Below are 18,854 nucleotides of genomic sequence, written 5' to 3'. Positions count from 1 at the left end.
CGGTGCGGAAAGCCCTGCTACTGAAGCGACCGCCAACGGGGGGATGATCCGGGTTTAGCTACCCGGAGCACTCTTCATGGACGATTTCCCCAGCCTGGCCCTGAGCGGGGCCGACCCGCACGATGGCATTGCGATGTCAGTCACCGTCGGTCCCTCCAGCGCCACGCCGCTTGAGCCCCACACACACCCCAGCGGCGACGCCGCCTTGATCGCGCGGTTGATCAGCCTGCTCTCCGGCACGACAGACGCAGCCTTGCCCGCCGCAACCACGCCGGTACCCATCCCCGAACTATCCCTGCTGGGTCAGTGGTGCGCGGCGTTCAGCAAGGCCGTCAACAGCAAGGACTTTATCGCCTGGGCCGCTACAGAAGGCATGGTGCTGAGCACGCTGCGGGTACATGACAGCAACCTTCACGTCACCGCACACGGCGTGCCCAAGGTGTTTACCCTGGCAGGCACGTCCAAATGGTGGACGTTGGCCAAACCCATCATTTTCATCAGCCAACTGCTCGACCCGCTCGCGCTGGGCATGCCATACATCGGCACCAAATCTAATGACGGCATCACCACACTGACGCTGAACCTCGTACTGGCGTTCCATGGTTACCCTATGCCAACCAATCGCCTCGCGGCACTGGCGATCATTGAGGAATTGCGTGCGCTGCAAGCCTTTCCGGCGTTTGACGATAACGGCCGCAGCAAATCGATCATCCACGCGGAACTGACGCAACAGCGGCTCGATTTTCAGCGATTGGCCACTGCCCTGGAGCAATGTGACGGAACACCTTCCGAGCTCAGCCACACCCGCGTCGACCTGACCTCCCACTCGACGCTGGCCAAAAGCGTCAAGGAAGCCGCGCTGCTGTTGTACTTGATCCTGGATGAGCACCACCTCGTCGATGCCCAGGCCCACTACGATTTCGCGCGCCAGTTGATCTGTGTGACCGAGCGCGATACGGCCCAGGAACAACGCACGCTGCTGCCCTCACCGACGCCACATTGGGAACGGTTGGTGCTGCTGGGTTCGCAACTGGGGGTGCGCATCTACCCCGATCACTCCGTCGACCTCACCGACGCCCTGACGGCCTACGGCTTCGAACCTGTGCAAGGGCCCGCACATATCGGTGCGTTGATCCAGCGCTTGCGCCAATGGCCGACGCCCGCGCACCCGGTGGTGCTCAAGGCTGTGCGCACCGCGGCAACCCTCAGACGCTTTCGCCATTATGTGGGCATGATGAATGACCGCCACCGCCTGCGTACCGTGCTGGCGCAAATGATCGGCAGCGGCCAGTTACCGGGGCCCGACGGCCTGGATCAGGTGATCAGTGGCGACCCGGACGCGCTCCGGGCCACAGTGAAGAGTGCCTACCGCCACTTACGCCTGGTGACCGACGATCCGGCCTTTTTGGCCCTGCGCACCCGCCTGCGCATCGATCCCGCCAGCCACGTGCTGCTGAGCGAATCCGGCAACATCGAGGCACGCGACTTGGACGGCGTCTGGAAGTCCCTGAACGATGCCGTAGCCGAGCATGACCACCTGCTGGAGCGGGTATCGCAATTGCGGCCGCTGGCCGCCCGAACGGGTGGCCAGTTGCGCACCAACGACACGGTGAGCGTGCAGCAGGCGTTGCGGTTGTACGGTTTTCGTGTGCCGCAAAGCCTGGCGGATGCTCGGCGGGTGCTGCAACGCCTGGAGGTCAGCCTGCCACAACGGTCAAGCCAGGGATCGTATTGGCGTGCACTCAAGCCGCGCGACGCGCGCCCTTCGGCGTGGACCCTGTCCCCGCAGGAGCGTGAACAGCTCGTCGCGCTCAGCCTCGACTTTATGCAGGGCCAGCCCGGCACGCTGTTCGAATACCTGAGCCAGCCCCTGCTGACCGGCAAGACTGTGGCTGACGTCAGAGCCGAAGCCGATTACCTGATCCCGTGCCTGCTCGCATCGCCCCTGGCCCAACAACTGGGCGAAGTGCTGTCCAACACCCTGCACTGGCATGGTAGCCACGCCAGCGAACGGGGCGAAAGCGGCAGCCGCAACGCGCTGATACTGGCCGCGCTGATCCTGAGCCTGGACCCAAGGTTCGAGGCACATCCCACGGGTATCCAGGTGCTGGACTGGCACGGCGACTTCTATTGGGGCGAGTCCATACCGTTCGTGCGCCGGGACATCGAAACCGCTATGGGTGTGTTGGACAGACCCACGGCGGCCCTGGCGGCGCACTTGATCCTCAGTGAAAAAGGCCCGCAGTTGCTGGTGCGCGACATCCCCGAAGACGAGCCCTACCTGGGCTCACATACCTGGACGCTGTTCTGTCAGTACGTTATGTACCTGGAAAAAAGCCTGCCGGGCTCGTCCCGTCAATTGACCCACGCGCAGATCATGACCCTCGCGTACCTACCACCCGAAGATCGCTGGCAGACCTTTCTTGACAGCCCACAGGCCACCACGGCGGTGCTGGAGTGGGCCGTGGTCAACGGCGTGCTGGCACCTCAGCGGCGCTATGGCACACAGTCCGTGAAAAACGCGGTCGATGCGATCAATGCCCAGCGGACACGCCTGAGCAGCACCCTGGAGGCGTTCGCCGAGCCCGTGGTATGGCTGCGCCAGACCGCCCTGAACGACCTGCGCCGCGTTTATCCCGACAACGGCTGGCTGGAGGCGCGCATCCTGATGTGGCTGCCGCTTGACTCGCCATTTTCTGAAGACAAGCGCTTCGAAGGTATCCATACCGGCCCTAAATATTCGTTCACCGATCTGCATATGGCCGGCGACCTGGACGCCACCTCCCAGCATTGGCACTCGTCCCAGCCAGCCGTCAAATATCGACAGATGGCCAAGCGCTTTCATTTGCTGGGGTCGGTCAGCCAGGTATTTTTCCAAGCCTTCGATCACAAGTTGCAACAGCTCAAGGCGGCTTATCGCGAGTCCATCTGTTTTGGGTTGTCGCAACTGACCCTGCCGCGCCGAGAGGCGCTGGAATACGGTCAGGTGCGATTTTTCCAGCTCAGCCGCCCCAGCGCCTCAAGCCGTGCCGCCGCCCAAGTGGGACGATTCGGTGTGCTGATGGCCGTCACCTATGTCAGCACCACGTATGTCTACGAATGCTTCCCCAGGCAACTGCTTATACGCCCTCGCCTCGACCTCGATGCCCGGCAATTGCCGCACGGCGTCGACACCGCCAGCCACTTCGACTGGGCAGCCTATGCACAGGGTGCGTGGCCACAAGACCCAGGTTCGTCGACAGCGACCACTGATTTGCTCCTCACCCCGCTCGGCAATAACCTGCCCCAGGCGCCCGAAGTGCCGCCACTGGATAGCCTGGGCAGACGCGTGCCACGCACGCTGGATTCACCACGCAGCCATGCAGTGGCCGACATTATCCTGGAGCACCCATTGCACGACGGCCTGGCTTTGCGCGAAAAAGCCAAGCGTCCACTGACGCTGCTTGAAGCCGCAAGCGGCACCGACCCATGGGCCGACTTTTTGCTGGAAATGGCGCTCAAGGCGGACTGACGCTTGAACAGTCGGCGCTTTGATATACAGTTGCTCACTCGATCTGCGCCAGGAGCCCTGCCCATGACCACCGCGACCGCCCCTGTTTTCTGGCGCGACCCAGCGCTGGCGTTTATCGAAGCGCGCACCATCGCCGACGGGCGCAAAGTCACTTATGCACGGCACGCCCACGAGCACTTTTCCATCGGTGCGATCACCACCGGACGCAGCTATTACCACTACGGTGCCGACACGTTTGAAATCAGCGCTGGCACCGTGGTGTTGATGAACCCCGGCGATGTCCATGCCTGCAACCCCATCGCCAACGAGCCGTGGTCGTACCAGATGCTGTATATCGACACGCCCTGGCTCACCGAGCTGCAATATCAGTTGGGTTTCAGCACCGATCAGGGCTACCGGCCATTCGACACACCGTATACCCGTGACCCACTGCTGTACCGTGGCTTGCTGGAGCTGTACCGCATCGTGGTGGATGAGCAGGCCGAACACCTGCAAAAGCAGAGCGCGCTGGTGAGTTACTTCAGCGACGTGCAGCAACGCCTGAACCCGTCGCCGACGCCGGTGCGTGAGGTGAACCACAAGCTGGAACGGGCAGCCAAATACATCCGGGAGCACTGCACTCAAGCGTTGAAGCTCGAAGATATCTGCCAGGCGGCCGAGCTGTCGCCTTCTTACTTGATCCGTGCGTTCAAGCAGTATTACGGGCTGACGCCCCATGCCTTTTTGGTGAACCAACGCATTCAGTTTGCCCGCGCCCAATTGCGCCAGGGCGAGCTGATCGCCGATGTGGCCCTGGCCGCCGGGTTTGCCGACCAGGCGCATTTCCAGCGCGCGTTCAAGCAGCACTTCGCCGCCACACCGGGGCAATATCGCGACCGTCTCAAGCCATCAGCAAATAACCCACACTGGCCACCAGCAACGCGGCCATTGAACGGTTGAACACCCGCACGCCCTGGGGGTTGCTCAGGTAGCGGCGCAAAAAGGTGCCGGCGTAGGCCCAGCACGCCACCGACAGGTAGCAGATCACCAGATAGAGGCCGGCAAACACCCAGACCTGCGCCCTGGCGCCGTCCGCCACAAACAGCCCCATCCCCGCAACACAAGCCAGCCAGGCTTTGGGGTTGAGCCATTGCATGATTGCGCCGTAGAGCATCGATGGCGCGGTTGCGCGGCCTTGGGCGTCCAGGCGCCCATCGTCCACCGCCAGTTTCCAAGCCATGTACAGCAGGAAGGCGACCCCGCCCCACTTAATCAACTGAGTCAGGATCGGCCAGCGCAGCAGCACCTCATGCAGGCCCAGGCCAATCAGCACCAACAGCACGGTAAAGCCCACGGCGGCGCCGAATACATGTTTCTGGCTGGCGGCAAAACCGAAGCGCGCGCCCGAACTGAGCGCCACCACATTGACCGGGCCGGGGGTGATGGAGGTGGCCAGCGCGAAAGCGGCCATGGAAAGAATCAAGCTCATGACGAATCCCTGTGACAGTAAAGATAACGTCACGGTAAAGGGACGAACGCCTCTGGTATTGAAGAAAATGCCCCCCGTAAAGCGCTATTTCACGAATAACTCACGGTCCCGCATCTTCACATGACCGGTACGGTAATAGGCATCGAACCAGGGTTTGTCCCCGGGTGCCGGTGGTTTGGCCAGGCGCAAGGTATCCAGAGCGCCAGGTTGACTGGCATTGACTCGGAAGTGGAAATGGTCGAACAGGCGCAACGCTTCAACCGCGTACACCACGGCGATCCTGCGGTCTTCGATGCGGATCAGGTGGTCGCCGTTGTTTTTCTCCCCTCCCCCGGCGAGGTTGGAAGAACCGGTGTACACCGTGGGATTGGCACCATTGAAATCCGTGACCACGAACTTGCTGTGCACCATGTTCCCGGCATTGCCTGACCACTCGGCCTTGAACGGCGCCGTGGCATTGCTGGCCAGATAAGCGAACGGCAGCAGGCCCACCGAACCATCCGGCTTGCGCACGGCCAACCGGCCCTGGCGTTGGGCAACACCGTAGGAGAACAACGCGCGCTGCATCAACTCATCCAGCGCAGTACGAACCTTGCCGTTGATCAGGTTGAGAAACACCACCGAGTACAGTACCGAACTGCTGGCCTGCTCAATGCTGGCGGCAATCGGGTCCAGGGACAACCCACTGTCGGCATGGGGCGCAAAACACAGTGAGACCTTGGAGCCCGGCTGGTCGCGCACCACCCACCAGCGTTGCGACAGCGGGTTTTTGCGAAAGGCCATGGGCGCGGCCCAGTAAGCCTCGAACACCTCGGCGAACTTGCCGGCCACGCGCTCATCGTCGAACAGCAGCACGTTGTTGGCCTGGATATACAGGCCGCGCAGCGCAAAGTTGGTGGAGCCGCCGAGCACCCGTATCGCCCGCCCGTCACGCCTTACGATCAACACCTTATGGTGTTGCTGGCTGGAAAAATGCAGGCGCTTGACCTGGGCCCCCGCACTGGCGAGGCGCGCGGCGCTGAGGCTTTCGCAGCTGTCGGCGGCGCCCTGCTCGCCGTGGTCGTCAATGATCGCGCGCAGGCGCGGGCCGAGTTGCTCCAGGCGGCGCAGGATGTCGGGTTCCTTGCTTTCGTAAATCAGCGCATCGAGGGTTAACTGCGGGTCGTTGGCGACCTGATCCAGAACGTGCAAAATCAATCGTCGCGCCTCGAAACCCAGCCATTGGTAATGGGCTTCGAAGGGCGCCATATCCAGATCCAGAGACGCCCTGGGGGCAGCCCCTGCCGGCGGCAGGATGCGGGTCTCATTGTCGAACCGATCACCATAAGCCTGGGACGAAGCGAAACCGCGGGTAAATCCGACATTCAGGAAACCACTGATTGTCTGGGCCTCAAGGCAAATCTGGTTTTCCACCGCCACGCCCTTGCGCAACGCGCCGTCGGCGCCCATGTAGCAGGCGGTGACCCGGTATCGATAGACACCCGGCAGGATCTGGCTGGGCACGTGAATCCAGCGGAATTTCTGGAACGGCGCCTCGGTAGAAGCAAAGCTGCGCGGCCGCTCCGGCGTGGGTGGGTAGTCGAAATGCAGGCGATTGTGCAGTGCACCCCAGTGGTCGGCACCGGGGTAGCGCACTTCGATGCTGAAGCCGACAAAATCACGGGTAGCGAGGTCTGGCGCCAAGTCGAATGCCAGTAATGCGCTACCCTCTGCGCGATACAACTTGAAGGTCAGTCCCTGAAAGGTTGTCTTACTTTCAAAGTCAGTGTCCAAGCGATGTTCCTTTTGCCTGAAGGCAGTCTTTGAAAGTTTAGCGCCTGTATCACTTCCAGCCAGTGAGCCCTGGACATTCTAGCGTTGCGCCGGAATGCGGATATCGCCCCCGCGACATTGGCTTTTCACACTGCGTGGGCAGCCGGCGAAGGCCAGGTCCTTGGTCAGGCACACGCGCACTTCCGACAGCACCTTACCTTTGCAAATCACTGCCAGCCCGTGGTTACCCATGCGTGGATTGCTTTCGCGAAACAGCGTCTCGATATCGCGGGCCTGCAGCGTCGGCGGCGTGTTGAATGGCTGCAATTGCTCGGGGATCACCACTGTCCCTAATGCCGCGTCGGTTTTGTCCAGATACGCCAAGGGTTCCAGGCCGCTGCAGGTGCCATGCTTGGCCCATTCGTGCTTGAGCAGCGCACGGGTCGGAAACAACGTGGCGCCCTTGTCCAGCGCCTCACGGCTCAGTTGCGTCTGCGGCGCACACGACGCCGGCCACCCGCCCCGTGCGTATTGCGGCCACAGACCATGCAGCACAAAACCATAGCCCTTGCCCGAGCACTGTTCGTTGTCCGGGTGGGTCAGGCAAAACGTCGGCGACCACGACAACGACAGCACATAAAAATCAAACTGCCCCGGCGTACCTTGATCACGCGGTGCCGCCAATGCGCCCGTGGAGAGCACCAGCCAAATCAACATCCAGTATTTCATCTACCGATTCCTTGAAAAAAACCAGGTGTACCGCGTTCAGCCAGGGTGATTGGGGTTACGTTGCAACACCTTATCCAGGATTCGATCGGTCTTCAGCGCCTCGATGGCCAACGAAGGGTGCTCGGCCTCGCCGCGAATATGGGCATTCATGGCCAGCACATGGTGCCACTGGATATGCGCGTGGCACGGCACATCCAGCACTTCGTTGAATTCGCCTTCCAGGCGCAGCGGTTGCTCCTCGAACACCGAGAACACAATGCGCCCACGACTGCCGATCAGTTCGACCCGGTCTTCCTTGCGATCCACGACAAAGTTCCAGCAGCCCATGCCCAGCGCGCCCGAGTCGAAAGTCCAGCAGGCCGTCACAGCATCTTCCGCTGCATAGCGCCCGGCCTGACGCGCGGTAAAACCGGACACTTCGACGATATCCCCGGCCAGGTACTGAAACAGATCAAACCCATGGCTGGCCAGGTCGGCAAAGTAGCCACCGCCGGCGATCAGCGGGTCGGTGCGCCAGTTGGCGGCGCTGGCATCCTCGGCACCCGGTGGCTTGCATAGGGTCCAGGTGAGGTGACGCAGCTCACCAATGCGCCCCTCCTGTAGCCACTGCCGCACCTGCTGGAAACGCGGCAGGGAACGCCGGTAGTAGGACACAAACAGGTGCAGCCCGGCGCGCTCGAAGGTGCGCTGCATCAGCGCGCTTTGCTCGGCATTCAGGGCCATGGGTTTTTCGACGCAGCAGTGCTTGCCGGCGGCGGCTACCATCAGGCTGTATTCCAAGTGGCTGTCGGGGGGTGTGGCAATGTACACGGCGTCCACGTCGGGGTCGTTGATCAGTGCCTGGGCATCGGTGTAGAAGCGGCCAACCTGATGACGTGCCGCATAATCGCGCACGGCCTCCTCACGGCGCCCCATCACCGCGACCAGGGCCGAACCTGGCGCTTTGTAAAAGGCGGGTCCACTCTTTACTTCAGTGACACTGCCACAGCCGATCATGCCCCAGCGTACGGTCGTCATGGTTTACCTCGTGCGTTCTGATCAATCGGGCAGTATCCACATACCCACGGCCACGCGCCATAACCACTTAGCATGACAATTGCATTACACTTTTGTGACAGTTGATTCTTACGAGGCACAGACCATGAAAATCCGGGCAACGGTCATTTGCGAACACGAGGGGCATATCCTCTTCGTGCGCAAAGCCCGATCAAAATGGGCCTTGCCCGGCGGCAAGGTCGAACGCGACGAACGCCCGGTGGGCGCCGCCGAACGCGAACTGGAAGAAGAAACCGGGTTGAATGTGGATGGCTTGCTGTACCTGCAGGAACTCAAGGCCCGCGACACCGTGCACCATGTGTTCGAAGCCTCGGTGGTGAACATTGAAGACGCGCGGCCATGCAACGAGATCGTCGATTGCCAGTGGCATGCCTATACCGCCATGGATCAGCTGGATACTACGGATGCCACGCGTCATATCGTCAAATCCTTTCTGCGGCGCCTGTGACTCAAGGCGTTGGTCGCCTTCGAAGAGCCTTCGTTGTCCACACCGTTGAACTCCTGAGCGACCTCCCGTCCGTTGCCTCGCGCAACGCTTGACTCCCGGCGTGGATCACAAGAGGCTCTTGGCAATTAGCCATCATTTCGAGCAGTCCGTTATGAGCCATGTCCCTTCGAGCCAAACCGACAGTGATGTCTACAAAACGCTGCTGGAGTCCACTAAAGCCATTCCTTGGCGTATCGACTGGCAGAGCATGACCTTCAGCTACATCGGGCCGCAGATCGAAACATTGCTGGGCTGGAGCCAGCACAGTTGGGTCAGCGTGGACGACTGGGTCGAGCGCATGCACCCGGACGACCGGGAGTATGTGGTGAACTTCTGCGTCTCGCAGTCCCGTGCCGGCGTCGACCATGAGGCCGATTACCGCGCCCTGACGGTGAATGGCGATTACGTGTGGATTCGCGATGTGGTGCATGTGATACGCAAGGACGGCGAAGTCGAAGCACTGATTGGTTTTATGTTCGATATCAGCGAGCGCAAGCAGACCGAAGAGCACTTGATCCGCCTGCAAAAGCAACTTGAGGAATACTCCTATCAGGATGGCCTGACGGGCATCGCCAACCGGCGCATGTTCGACACCGTGCTGGAACGCGAATGGGCCAGCGCCCAGCGCAGCCAATTGCCGCTGTCGTTGATCATTTTGGATATCGATTTTTTCAAGCAGTACAACGACCACTTCGGCCACATCAAAGGCGACGACTGCCTACGCCAAGTAGCGCGCACATTGGCACTGGCCGCGAATCGGCCAAGGGACTTTATCGCGCGGATCGGCGGCGAAGAGTTTGTGTGGTTGCTGCCGGAAACCGACGCTGCATCCGCCCGGCAAGTGGCACGACGCTGCCTGCACCTGATCTGCCAACAGGAGATCGAACATCCGCATTCCGCCGTGTCCCACCTGTTAACGTTGAGCCTGGGTGTCGGCACGCGACTGGTCACAGCGGGTAGCGAAGCGCTGGAGTTCATCGAGGCGGTCGACAAGTTGCTGTATCAGGCCAAGCATAATGGCCGCATGCGTGCGGCGTTTGCCGACGATTGAACCCGGCCTGCGGCCAAATCCCAGGCAAAAAAAATCCCAAGTAGCTGATGGAAACTTGGGATTTAAAAATGCATAAACCGTGGGAGGTGAACGCCCGGCTATAGTAACCACTGAAAAAACCTGTAACAACATTATTTACGCCCTTTCGTCGGATTAAAAACGTCGTAAGTCATTCAATATCCACATGTTTTTTATGTGATCAGGGATATTAAATGCCTTCTTTTGGTGCAACTAACGACGACTATTCCACTTATAAACAAGGGTTATTACTTATAACGGTGGGTTGCCTTTCCTCGATTCTTCGTTCAGTTGTTCGCACGTATCGCGCACATCCGCCCCGCCGAATGCCGTCGCACTGGCCACCCGCGCCACCTGCCGACACAGGGTCAGGCGCTCGGCGGCGCTCTGTCGCTGACGGTCCGCTTCGGCGTTGATCTGCATGAAATAGGCGCCGAGCATCAGCGCCACGCCGACCACGCCGGCGATCATGTAGCGCACGCAGTTGGATGAGGAGTGTTTTGGCGGCTGCATGACCATTCGCGCCCTGCTCTCGTGGCAATCACTGCGCAATTGTATGCAAACGGACACACTGGATTTGTGGTGGATTTGTAATTTGGCCGCGCGTATTTACTTACGCGCCACTTTGTAACGCACGCAGTCCTGATAAAAGCTCTGGCGAATGGCGTCAGGCTTGAGCCGCGAACGGCTGTCGTAGGTTTGCTCGGTAATGCCCATGGCCATCATGCGCATCCACGATTTGCTGAATTTAAGGGTTTGGATTTTCTGACGGGCGGCATACAGCGACACACCCGCCAGTTTCAGCTCTTGGGCCCTGGCGGCGGTGCCGGCGCCCCAACTGCACATGTACTTGTCACCCTCACGCAACTCCCTTGCCTGCACGGCCGTCGCGCCGCCTGCCAGGGAGCAGGCGATCAGCATGATTCCAACATTGCGCATTTGCATCCCCACCTAACCACCTGAAAATAAAAGCGATTTTGGCGAGGATTTTGTTACAAAGGGGCCATTAAAATGCCTTATCGCAGGCTCATCGGCCCGCCCACTTCCCTGTGGGGCGCGAGCTTGGCACACGTCACGTCTTTACCACTGGTAGGTGGCACTCGCCTGTACCGTGCGCTGCGAGCCATACCAGCACCATGAATACGAGTAGCACGACGCGACGTACTCTTTATTGGCCAGGTTGGTGGCGTTCAATGCCAGGCGCAGCTTGTCGTTGAGGTTGACGATATTTGGGATGTCGTAATGCACCGCAGCGTCAAACAAGGTGTAGCCGGGCACTTTCAACGTGTTGGCGGTATCGCCCCAGGAAGAGCCGACATAGCGGGCACCCGCCCCCGCGCCGAAGCCTTTGAGGTGGCCGTCGCGGAAGGTGTAGTCGGCCCATGCCGAAGCGGTATGCCGTGGCACGCCGTAGGTCGTGGTGCCTTCCACCGGGACCGCAGGGCCGACGCCAATATCGCTGATTGGCGCATAGCGCACGGTGCTGTTGGACTTGGAGGCGCGGTTGTCCAGGTAAGCGTAAGCGGCGGTGATATCGAGGTTATCGCTCAGGCTGGCCTTGCCCTCCAGTTCAAAGCCGCGGGATTGCTGTTCGCCATCCTGAATCTGGCAGCGACCGTTACCACACAGATGGGTCGGATCCGGGTCCATGGTCGGCACGTTGCTCTGGCGCAGGTCGAAAATCGCCGCGGTGATAAAACTGTTGCTGCCCGGCGGCTGATACTTGATGCCCAGTTCATATTGCTTGCCCTCGGTCGGCTTGAACACCGAACCGCCGTAGCCGGTCCCCGATTGCGGGTTGAACGACTCCGCGTAACTCACATACGGCGCCAGGCCGTTATCGAACAGATACACCAGCCCTACACGCCCGGTGAACGCCTCGCTGTCCAAGGAGGACTTGCTCTTGGCACCGGTGCGCAGCGTCTTGGTAGTGCCATCGGTGCTGGCCCAGTCATACCGGCCTCCCAGCAGCAGCACCCAGTTGTCCCACTTCATCTGCTCTTGCAGGTAAACCCCGGTTTGCTCGCTGCGTGAAGTGGCGTCCGTGGCGAAGGCCGGCGTGGTCACAGGCGCGCCGTAAACGGGATCGAAGATATCCAGTGGAGGCCCCGAGCCGTAACCCGCCTTGGTATCGGTGCTGGTGTTCTGGTAATCGGCGCCCATCAACAGCGTATGCTGCAACGGCCCGGTGTCGAATTTGGCCTGTACCTGGTTGTCGAGGTTGTAGGCATCCATGTCCACATCGATGGCAATGGTCGAGCGAGTAGACGTGCGGTAATCGGCCTGCAGATAGCTGTTGTAGATGCTGCGATAGATGCCCTCGGCACGCAGGTAGCGTGCATTCTGGCGCAGCGTCCACACGTCGTTGAAATGGTGTTCGAACGCGTAGCCGATGGAGTAATACTCACGATCGCTTTTCTCGAAGTTCTTTTCACCGTCGTAGTAGTCCACGTCGATCTTGCGCCCGGTGGGGCTGTGCAGCACCGAACCCCAAGCCGGCACCGAACCGTAGGACGCACCCTTGGGGTCTTTCTGAAAGTGCCCCAGCAAGGTCAGCGACGTATCCTCGTCCGGGCGCCAGGTAAAGGCGCTGGACAACGACTGACGACGGGTCTCGGTGTGTTCGACCTGGCCATCGGCATCGTCAAAAAGACCGGCGACACGGTAGGAATACACCCCTTGATCATCAAGCGGGCCGCTGAAGTCGAAGGTGGTGCGCTTTTTATCAAAGGTGCCGTATTCGACGCCCACTTCATGGAACGGCACATCCAGCGGCCGCTTGGTAACCATATTGATCACACCGCTGGGCGAACCCTGGCCGTATAGCACCGAGGCGGGGCCACGCAGCACTTCGACCCGTTCCAAATCGAACGCATCTTTCTGCGGCAAGGCATCGCGGCTGGACGGCATGCGCAGGCCGTCGAGGTAAGTGGTGGGCAAGAAGCCGCGAATGGTCAACTGGTCGAGGCGCGACGCGGTGGCGCCACGGGTTTCCGGCACCACGGCGGCGCTGTAGCGCAGGATCTGATTGAGGCTTTCGGCGTTCTGAGCACGCATCTGGTCTTTGGTGACCACCGAGATCGACTGCGGGGTTTCGATCAGCGCGGTATCGGTCTTGGTCGCCGACAGGCTGCGCGTGGCCACATAACCGGGCACCGGACCGGTGGGGCTTTCTGCCTGGTAAGCCGCATTGATGGTGGTGGCCTGCAGTTGCATGGCCCCGTCGCTGTCCGGGATCGCCTCCAAGCGATAACGGTCGCCGGAAAGTTTCAGCGCCTGCAAACCGGTGCCGGCCAGCAATTGGTTCAACGCCCCATCGATATCGTACTGCCCGCTCACGCCCGGGCTGCGCTTGCCTCGGGTCAGCTCTGCATCGAACGCCAGCACCAGCCCCGCCTGCTCGGCCAGGTTATTGAGCGCCTGGCTCAAATCACCGGCCGGCACCTGGAAGCCGCGCTGGGCGCTGCTTTCTTCGGCGAAGGAGGACTGGACGGTCAACAACGGCACGGCGGCAAAAGCCATCGCCACCGACAAAGCCAGCGGATGCAAGGGACGAGCAAGGCGCGACATGATAAATCCTGCGTAATTGAGGTTCTATCTACCATGACGGCCAGCTTGGAAAATCGGGTAAGGATGCGAGGGGTTTTTATTTGAGAATCAATCAGCGCTGGCTGACAGCTGCTTGCCAACAAGCACACGGGGCTTTCCGGGTGCGGCTCAGGCCCAGGCCACCACCAACAACCCTACCCCCAAGGCCAGGCACAACGGTGAATAGCAGTACGTATCCCAACGCGCGAACCGCGACCCTCCGACTTTTTTGAAAAAACCCACCAACTCTGAGTCGCCGATCGCCCTGGCGAACATCAGCACGGCGATGGCGCTGATACCCCATTGCAACGCACGGTGGGATACCGCAGGGAAATACAGGCCGGCGCGCAGGCAGACCAATAGCGCAATCCCCACCAGCCCCATCGCCACCAAAAAGGTGCCCAGGGCCGACGGTTTGAACGCTGGGCGCGGGCCGCTGGCAAATTCGCCGGGCAACTGCGGGATGGCCGCCAGGCTGCCGAGCTTGCCGCCGGCGGCCCAGTACAGGTGGATCACACTGATTCCGGTGAATATGCCGACGATCCAGCGTGCGATCACGAAACTCATGACGGGCTCTCCCTGAAAGGTCCGGGAAAGGATAGTCGTCCGAGGGATTTTTGCAGGTATTTCGTCGGGGAGCGAACGGCCTGCTATTTCAGGCTCGCCTCAACCTTCTGCGCCACCTCGTCGGTCAGCCAGGCCTTCCAGACCTCGGGATGGGCCTTGAGAAACGCCTGAGCCACCTCCCTTGGCGGAGTATGGTTTTCACTCATGGTGGCCAAGGCTTTGTTCAGCGGCTCAATGGGAAACTCGACTTTTTCGAAAAACCCGGCGATCTGTGGGTGCGCCTTCTGAAACGGCGTAGACACCCCGATGCTCAACTTGGACGCCAGCGAACGAGTCGGCTTTGGATTGGGGTTGTCCGCGTCGGTCAGGGTTTTCCAGGCCTCGGCATCGAATGGCGGCTCTTCGAGCTGGATCAGTTTGTAGCGCCCCATCAAAGGAGTCGGCGACCAGTAGTAGAACAGCACCGGTTTGCCACGCCGGATCGAGGAGGCGATTTCGGCATCCAGCGCCGCACCCGAGCCGCTGCGGAAGTTCACGTAGCTGTGGTCCAGGCCATAGGCTTTGAGCTTCTGCTGGTTGACCACTTCCGAGGTCCAGCCGATGGGGCTGTTGAGAAAGCGCCCCTTGCCGGGGGATTCCGGATCTTTGAACACATCCTTGTAGCGCGCCAGGTCTTTTACACTCTTGAGGTCCGGAGCCAGGGGCTTGATGCCTTTGGCAGGGTCGCCCTTGACCACATATTCCGGCACCCACCAGCCCTCGGTCGCGCCTTTGACCGTATCGCCCAGGCCGGCCACCTTGCCTTCGGCCTCAGCCTTGACCCACACGGGGCTGCGGCCGGCCCACTCTTCGCCGATCACCTGGATGTCATTCTTGGCCAGGGCGGTTTCCAGGGTGATGGTGGTGCCGGGCAAGGTGTCGGTGGGCAAGTCATAGCCCTTCTCGACGATAAACCGCAGCACTTCGGTGATCAGGCTGCCGCTTTCCCAATTCAGGTCGGCAAAATGCACCGGCGTCTGCCCCGCCACCGCCGGCAACGAAGCCATCGATAGACTCAGGCTCGTCAGGGACGCCACCAACAGGGTTCTCAAACCTTTCATGCCTTACCTCGCGTACTGCAGCCATAGCGGATGGCTTTGCTGCGAACGCGCGAAGCCTCTGAATAGTTAAGTCCACTCAACTGTAGTAGAGGTTCCGCAAGACGATACACGCGCACGTCAGGGACGCGTTACTCGCTGGCCTTGAAAGTCACCAGTTCGCCCTTGCGCCACTTGGCGGCCTTGCCGGTCACGGCTTTCAGGGTTTTGGTCAGGCCTTCCTGCAGTTGTTCATGGGCGGCGAACACCAGCATCACACTGTGGCCTTCCTTGAACACGATACCTTCGCCTTCGGCCGACGAAACAAAGGCGTAATCGCCCAGGCCATACACCGTCAACTTGATGTCGCGAAACTTCAACTCGAACTTACCGCCTTCGCGGCTGGGCAATACCGCCGCACGAAAATGGTCGCCTACTTTGAGTTCAAGACGCTGTTTGTCATCCACCACCAGCGCCGTTTCGGTATCGATCTCGGCGATGTAGATGCCTTCCGGCGTCTGCTCAGTGATGTAAACAAAACGGGATTGGAACTGTTTGACCAACTTTGCGCGCAAATCACCCAGCACGAACAATGCGTGCATATCCAGATTACTGACTGCCAAGGAAAAGCCCCCACATCGAAAAAAGTGCGGCCTGCAGAAACAGGCAGCACACTAAAACGGCCAATACGGCACGATCACCTGATGCACTTAATGAAAAAACTGAAGAAACTTCCTGTCGTATTGCACGCCTCGTACGGGCGCACACGATGGACCTTATGCAAGGTCACCGGGACTGACAGGAAATCACAGGTTCAACGACCCGAGAATACGGGTCGCACCGCTTCAGAGAATAACCCCAATCAAAAACGCAGTTTCCGACAGCTCACACAAAAATTACTTGGCATGGAACCGAGTGTCGACCCGCGACGACAATGGTAGAACAGCGAAAGGGTTCAAACCACCCGAACCGTTTGCGGTAAGTCACAAGATCGATAGGAGCTGACCATGCAACGACGTCACTATCAGGCTACGTCTTCCGGCACTCGTTCATCATGTCCAGACGAGCGCCAATATTACTGCTTGCCAGGCCTGGAAGGGTACTCCAATTCTGTTCTTTACCAAGTGGTACCTGCCGGGAGGAACTTCTTTCATATCCTGGAAGTGACCAGTGGCCGAATCAGGGGTTTCCGCAGCAACCATATCAAGGCGTGTGAACTGGCCAAACAACTGGAAGCCAGTCTGCACGATGGGATCGTTTCGTCACCTGGTTGACTTTACCGCGCCACAGCCCTCCAACAACTGCCATACTGACTCGTCCATTGAAGTTTGCCCCGCCGGCGGGTCAGGTTTCATCAGTGCAGTTGAATACCTCGAAGGGAAGGCAATACGTGACGGAATTTGATATTGGCGAATTTTTTATCCGTGGCGAAGCCAGGGAAGTTGACGGTGAATTTCAAGCGGTCATCGTAATGCGTGCCAAGCCGCCCCTGACCACTACTACCACCCACCAAGTTGAAAAAGACCGTTGGTTCAAGACCGTGGAGGCCGCTGCCAGCGCCGCCAAAGAGTCGGCCCAGGCCCTCAAGAGCGCCGTGGATGCCGGCGCACTGACCTGCTGACGAACAAATTCGAACTCTGCCGTGTCAGGGCCCTCCCATGCATAACGCTGCTCACTTTGCATGGAGATACCAATGGACACCACCACCCCTACTCTGGAAACCCTGTTCGATCAACTTGGCCTGGATTCATCCCAAGAAGGTATTGAGCGGTTCACCGCCGAGCACCGTCTGCCGGACGACGTCAAATTGGTCGACGCCCCGTTCTGGAGCGCGCAACAGGCTAGTTTTCTCAAAGAGCAACTGCACGTCGACGCCGAATGGGCGCCGGCGGTGGACGACCTGAACGCGCTGCTGCATGAGCCCGCCAAGGCGTAACGCGACCGCCCGTCGCGTACGACCTCAGCGCTTGGCGCTTTCTGGTTTATAACCCAGGCGCAACCCGCCCCAATGCCGGCCGTTGACCATGATTGGCACCGACAAATCATGCATCAGCTCGCCGGTATCGCGGGTGTAGGTCTGCAATAACACCGCCTGCTGATGACTGCCGCAGCGAATGCCTGTGCGGTCGTCGAACTTACGTTTGGTGCGGTTCTGCACCGCATCCACTTTGGCATCGCCGGTCAACGGCTGGGAAAACGCATTATTGTGGGTCGGCACGTAGCCCTGCGGCGTGCAGGCGATGGCAAATACCAAGCCTTCGTGACGCGGCAACAGCGCCTCTTGGATCGCCGGTAGCACCTTGTCGGTGTAACTGTCGAAGCGGGTGTGGTACTTGCTCGGGCTGGTGTTGGGAATCGGGGTATAAGTACGGTCGAACAGGTCATCCAGGCTGATGCGGTTTTGCTGTACATCCGCTTCGAATTGCGCAGCGATGCGGCTGGCGCCCTCGCGGGCCAGGTCGTAGATCCGTTGGTGATAGTCGTCCAGCCCCACCGCCGCCAGACGCTCGCTGATGGTTTCGGCCTGCCCTTCCATCTGGATCGCGGCGTCGGCCAACTGGCGGGTTTGCTCGTCGCTGATGCTCAAATCGCTGCGCATCTGTTCCACCGCATGGAACAGGCTGTCGAGCTGCGCCTGGTTGGTGTCGGTGCCCTGGGCGATTTCATTGACTTGGCCTTCCACATCGGCGGCGAGGCTGGCAATGCTTTCCAACTGTTCGCCGGCGTGCTCCACCTGCTCGACGCCGGTGTGCAAATCCGCCGATAACTGGCGAATCTGCTCCACGACCTGAGCCGTGCGCTGCTGGATATCCGCCACCATCACCCCGACTTCATCGGTGGCCGTGGCAGTACGCCCGGCCAGCCCGCGCACTTCGTCGGCCACCACCGCAAACCCGCGCCCATGCTCACCGGCCCGTGCCGCCTCGATGGCGGCATTGAGCGCCAACAGGTTGGTCTGGCTAGCGATGGACTGGATCACCAGGGTCACCCGCTGGATTTCCTCGCTGCGCTGGCTCAAGGCTTCGATCAGCTCGCGGCTGGCATTGGCGCGCTGGCTGAGCTGACGCATGCGGGTGATGGAGTGCACCAGCACTTCCCGGCCTTCGGTACTGCGCTGATGGGCCTGGCTGGCGGCCCCCAAGGCCTGGCGGCTGAGCTGGGAAGTGACCTGTTCGGTGCTGATCATGACTTCGGCATTGCTGACAATCTGTTTGGCCGCCGTCAATTGCGACTGCAGGCGCGCGGCCAATTGCTTGACCGAATAGGCCACGCCGGCTGCGGACAGTGCGTTATGGCTGGTGGTGTAGGACAGATCCCGGGTCAGTTCGCCAATCGCATCGGCGGCGGCTACCGGCGCAGGGCCGACCGGGCGGCTGCGCAAGCGAGGCAGCCAGATCACCAACAGGGCGATGGGCAGACACAGGTAGATCGGCAGCTGGGCGAATGCCAGGCCTAACAATATCAGCACCAGAGCAGTGCTCTGCAACAGCGGCGTCAGCCAGCCGGGCAACCGGCGCGCCACCGCATGTGGCGGCACTGCTGCGCCCATC

At 60.3% G+C, this 18,854-nt stretch carries 17 protein-coding genes; 6 read left to right on the top strand and 11 right to left on the bottom strand.

The window, feature by feature from the left end:
- The first annotated feature begins 76 nt into the window (after positions 1-76).
- Both QRN41_RS13725 and QRN41_RS13720 read left to right on the top strand, forming a co-directional pair.
- The gene (locus QRN41_RS13725; RefSeq protein WP_285421669.1) at positions 77-3,511 is read left to right on the top strand and encodes a hypothetical protein; all 3,435 of its coding nucleotides are present in this window, start codon (positions 77-79) and stop codon (positions 3,509-3,511) included.
- A gap of 63 nt (positions 3,512-3,574) precedes the next feature.
- Positions 3,575-4,450, top strand: a complete 876-nt coding sequence (locus QRN41_RS13720) for an AraC family transcriptional regulator (protein ID WP_034137898.1) — start codon at positions 3,575-3,577, stop codon at positions 4,448-4,450.
- Here QRN41_RS13720 and QRN41_RS13715 read toward each other — a convergent pair.
- The 4 genes from QRN41_RS13715 to QRN41_RS13700 all read right to left on the bottom strand — a co-directional run bounded on the left by QRN41_RS13715 (position 4,392) and on the right by QRN41_RS13700 (position 8,477).
- Positions 4,392-4,979, bottom strand: a complete 588-nt coding sequence (locus QRN41_RS13715) for a LysE family translocator (protein ID WP_034137897.1) — start codon at positions 4,977-4,979, stop codon at positions 4,392-4,394. The two genes, QRN41_RS13720 and QRN41_RS13715, sit on opposite strands and share 59 nt — an antisense overlap.
- 84 nt (positions 4,980-5,063) lie before the next feature.
- On the bottom strand, positions 5,064-6,752 hold the full coding sequence (locus QRN41_RS13710) for a phospholipase D-like domain-containing protein (RefSeq protein WP_034137896.1): 1,689 nt from the start codon (positions 6,750-6,752) through the stop codon (positions 5,064-5,066).
- Positions 6,753-6,830: 78 nt separating this feature from the next.
- A complete protein-coding gene (locus tag QRN41_RS13705) occupies positions 6,831-7,460 on the bottom strand; it encodes a ribonuclease T2 family protein (protein ID WP_167417509.1) in 630 nt (209 codons plus the stop codon).
- A gap of 36 nt (positions 7,461-7,496) precedes the next feature.
- Positions 7,497-8,477 (bottom strand): Gfo/Idh/MocA family protein, encoded by a 981-nt coding sequence (locus QRN41_RS13700; protein WP_173603451.1) that lies wholly within the window; start codon positions 8,475-8,477, stop codon positions 7,497-7,499.
- Between the two features lie 124 nt (positions 8,478-8,601).
- On the opposite strand from QRN41_RS13700, the gene QRN41_RS13695 reads away from it, so the two are divergent.
- Positions 8,602-8,964 carry an NUDIX hydrolase gene (locus QRN41_RS13695; protein WP_034097015.1) on the top strand — a complete coding sequence of 121 codons (363 nt, stop codon included), beginning with the start codon at positions 8,602-8,604 and terminating at the stop codon, positions 8,962-8,964.
- 151 nt (positions 8,965-9,115) lie between these two features.
- The gene (locus tag QRN41_RS13690) at positions 9,116-10,054 is read left to right on the top strand and encodes a sensor domain-containing diguanylate cyclase (protein WP_167417507.1); all 939 of its coding nucleotides are present in this window, start codon (positions 9,116-9,118) and stop codon (positions 10,052-10,054) included.
- Between the two features lie 270 nt (positions 10,055-10,324).
- On the opposite strand, the gene QRN41_RS13685 is transcribed toward QRN41_RS13690, so the two are convergent.
- From QRN41_RS13685 to QRN41_RS13660, 6 genes are all read right to left on the bottom strand, one after another.
- The gene (locus QRN41_RS13685; protein ID WP_167417506.1) at positions 10,325-10,585 is read right to left on the bottom strand and encodes a hypothetical protein; all 261 of its coding nucleotides are present in this window, start codon (positions 10,583-10,585) and stop codon (positions 10,325-10,327) included.
- A 96-nt stretch (positions 10,586-10,681) separates the two neighbouring features.
- The gene (locus QRN41_RS13680) at positions 10,682-11,011 is read right to left on the bottom strand and encodes a hypothetical protein (protein ID WP_034138000.1); all 330 of its coding nucleotides are present in this window, start codon (positions 11,009-11,011) and stop codon (positions 10,682-10,684) included.
- Between the two features lie 141 nt (positions 11,012-11,152).
- Complete coding sequence (locus QRN41_RS13675) at positions 11,153-13,642, bottom strand: TonB-dependent siderophore receptor (RefSeq protein ID WP_285421668.1); 2,490 nt, start codon at positions 13,640-13,642, stop codon at positions 11,153-11,155.
- Between the two features lie 147 nt (positions 13,643-13,789).
- Positions 13,790-14,227, bottom strand: coding sequence for a DUF3995 domain-containing protein (locus QRN41_RS13670; RefSeq protein WP_034137891.1), 438 nt, complete (start codon positions 14,225-14,227; stop codon positions 13,790-13,792).
- An 83-nt stretch (positions 14,228-14,310) separates the two neighbouring features.
- A complete protein-coding gene (locus QRN41_RS13665; protein WP_167417504.1) occupies positions 14,311-15,327 on the bottom strand; it encodes an ABC transporter substrate-binding protein in 1,017 nt (338 codons plus the stop codon).
- A gap of 128 nt (positions 15,328-15,455) precedes the next feature.
- Entirely contained in the window at positions 15,456-15,905 is a 450-nt protein-coding gene (locus tag QRN41_RS13660; RefSeq protein WP_052198948.1) for a hypothetical protein, read from the bottom strand.
- 788 nt (positions 15,906-16,693) lie between these two features.
- Here QRN41_RS13660 and QRN41_RS13655 point away from each other — a divergent pair.
- Both QRN41_RS13655 and QRN41_RS13650 read left to right on the top strand, forming a co-directional pair.
- The gene (locus QRN41_RS13655; protein ID WP_034137888.1) at positions 16,694-16,924 is read left to right on the top strand and encodes a hypothetical protein; all 231 of its coding nucleotides are present in this window, start codon (positions 16,694-16,696) and stop codon (positions 16,922-16,924) included.
- A 72-nt stretch (positions 16,925-16,996) separates the two neighbouring features.
- On the top strand, positions 16,997-17,239 hold the full coding sequence (locus tag QRN41_RS13650) for a DUF2789 domain-containing protein (protein ID WP_034113134.1): 243 nt from the start codon (positions 16,997-16,999) through the stop codon (positions 17,237-17,239).
- A gap of 24 nt (positions 17,240-17,263) precedes the next feature.
- Here the strand turns inward: QRN41_RS13650 and QRN41_RS13645 are convergent, their stop codons facing one another.
- Positions 17,264-18,490, bottom strand: coding sequence for a methyl-accepting chemotaxis protein (locus QRN41_RS13645; RefSeq protein ID WP_377731462.1), 1,227 nt, complete (start codon positions 18,488-18,490; stop codon positions 17,264-17,266).
- Positions 18,491-18,854 lie beyond the last annotated feature (364 nt).

The sequence above is a fragment of the Pseudomonas sp. efr-133-TYG-23 genome, assembly GCF_030209215.1.
GTDB classification, from domain to species: domain Bacteria; phylum Pseudomonadota; class Gammaproteobacteria; order Pseudomonadales; family Pseudomonadaceae; genus Aquipseudomonas; species Aquipseudomonas rhodesiae.
This window is presented reverse-complemented; position numbering and strand designations above follow the sequence as displayed.

Bases quoted from the DNA above. Each gene is read 5' to 3' on its own strand.
- QRN41_RS13705 (WP_167417509.1), bottom strand. From the start codon at position 7,460: ATGAAATACTGGATGTTGATTTGGCTGGTGCTCTCCACGGGCGCATTG.
- QRN41_RS13695 (WP_034097015.1), top strand. From the start codon at position 8,602: ATGAAAATCCGGGCAACGGTCATTTGCGAACACGAGGGGCATATCCTC.
- QRN41_RS13645 (WP_377731462.1), bottom strand. From the start codon at position 18,490: ATGATCAGCACCGAACAGGTCACTTCCCAGCTCAGCCGCCAGGCCTTG.
- QRN41_RS13650 (WP_034113134.1), top strand. From the start codon at position 16,997: ATGGACACCACCACCCCTACTCTGGAAACCCTGTTCGATCAACTTGGC.
- QRN41_RS13725 (WP_285421669.1), top strand. From the start codon at position 77: ATGGACGATTTCCCCAGCCTGGCCCTGAGCGGGGCCGACCCGCACGAT.
- QRN41_RS13715 (WP_034137897.1), bottom strand. From the start codon at position 4,979: ATGAGCTTGATTCTTTCCATGGCCGCTTTCGCGCTGGCCACCTCCATC.
- QRN41_RS13675 (WP_285421668.1), bottom strand. From the start codon at position 13,642: ATGTCGCGCCTTGCTCGTCCCTTGCATCCGCTGGCTTTGTCGGTGGCG.
- QRN41_RS13700 (WP_173603451.1), bottom strand. From the start codon at position 8,477: ATGACGACCGTACGCTGGGGCATGATCGGCTGTGGCAGTGTCACTGAA.
- QRN41_RS13665 (WP_167417504.1), bottom strand. From the start codon at position 15,327: ATGAAAGGTTTGAGAACCCTGTTGGTGGCGTCCCTGACGAGCCTGAGT.
- QRN41_RS13685 (WP_167417506.1), bottom strand. From the start codon at position 10,585: ATGCAGCCGCCAAAACACTCCTCATCCAACTGCGTGCGCTACATGATC.
- QRN41_RS13660 (WP_052198948.1), bottom strand. From the start codon at position 15,905: ATGCACGCATTGTTCGTGCTGGGTGATTTGCGCGCAAAGTTGGTCAAA.
- QRN41_RS13670 (WP_034137891.1), bottom strand. From the start codon at position 14,227: ATGAGTTTCGTGATCGCACGCTGGATCGTCGGCATATTCACCGGAATC.
- QRN41_RS13720 (WP_034137898.1), top strand. From the start codon at position 3,575: ATGACCACCGCGACCGCCCCTGTTTTCTGGCGCGACCCAGCGCTGGCG.
- QRN41_RS13680 (WP_034138000.1), bottom strand. From the start codon at position 11,011: ATGCGCAATGTTGGAATCATGCTGATCGCCTGCTCCCTGGCAGGCGGC.
- QRN41_RS13690 (WP_167417507.1), top strand. From the start codon at position 9,116: ATGAGCCATGTCCCTTCGAGCCAAACCGACAGTGATGTCTACAAAACG.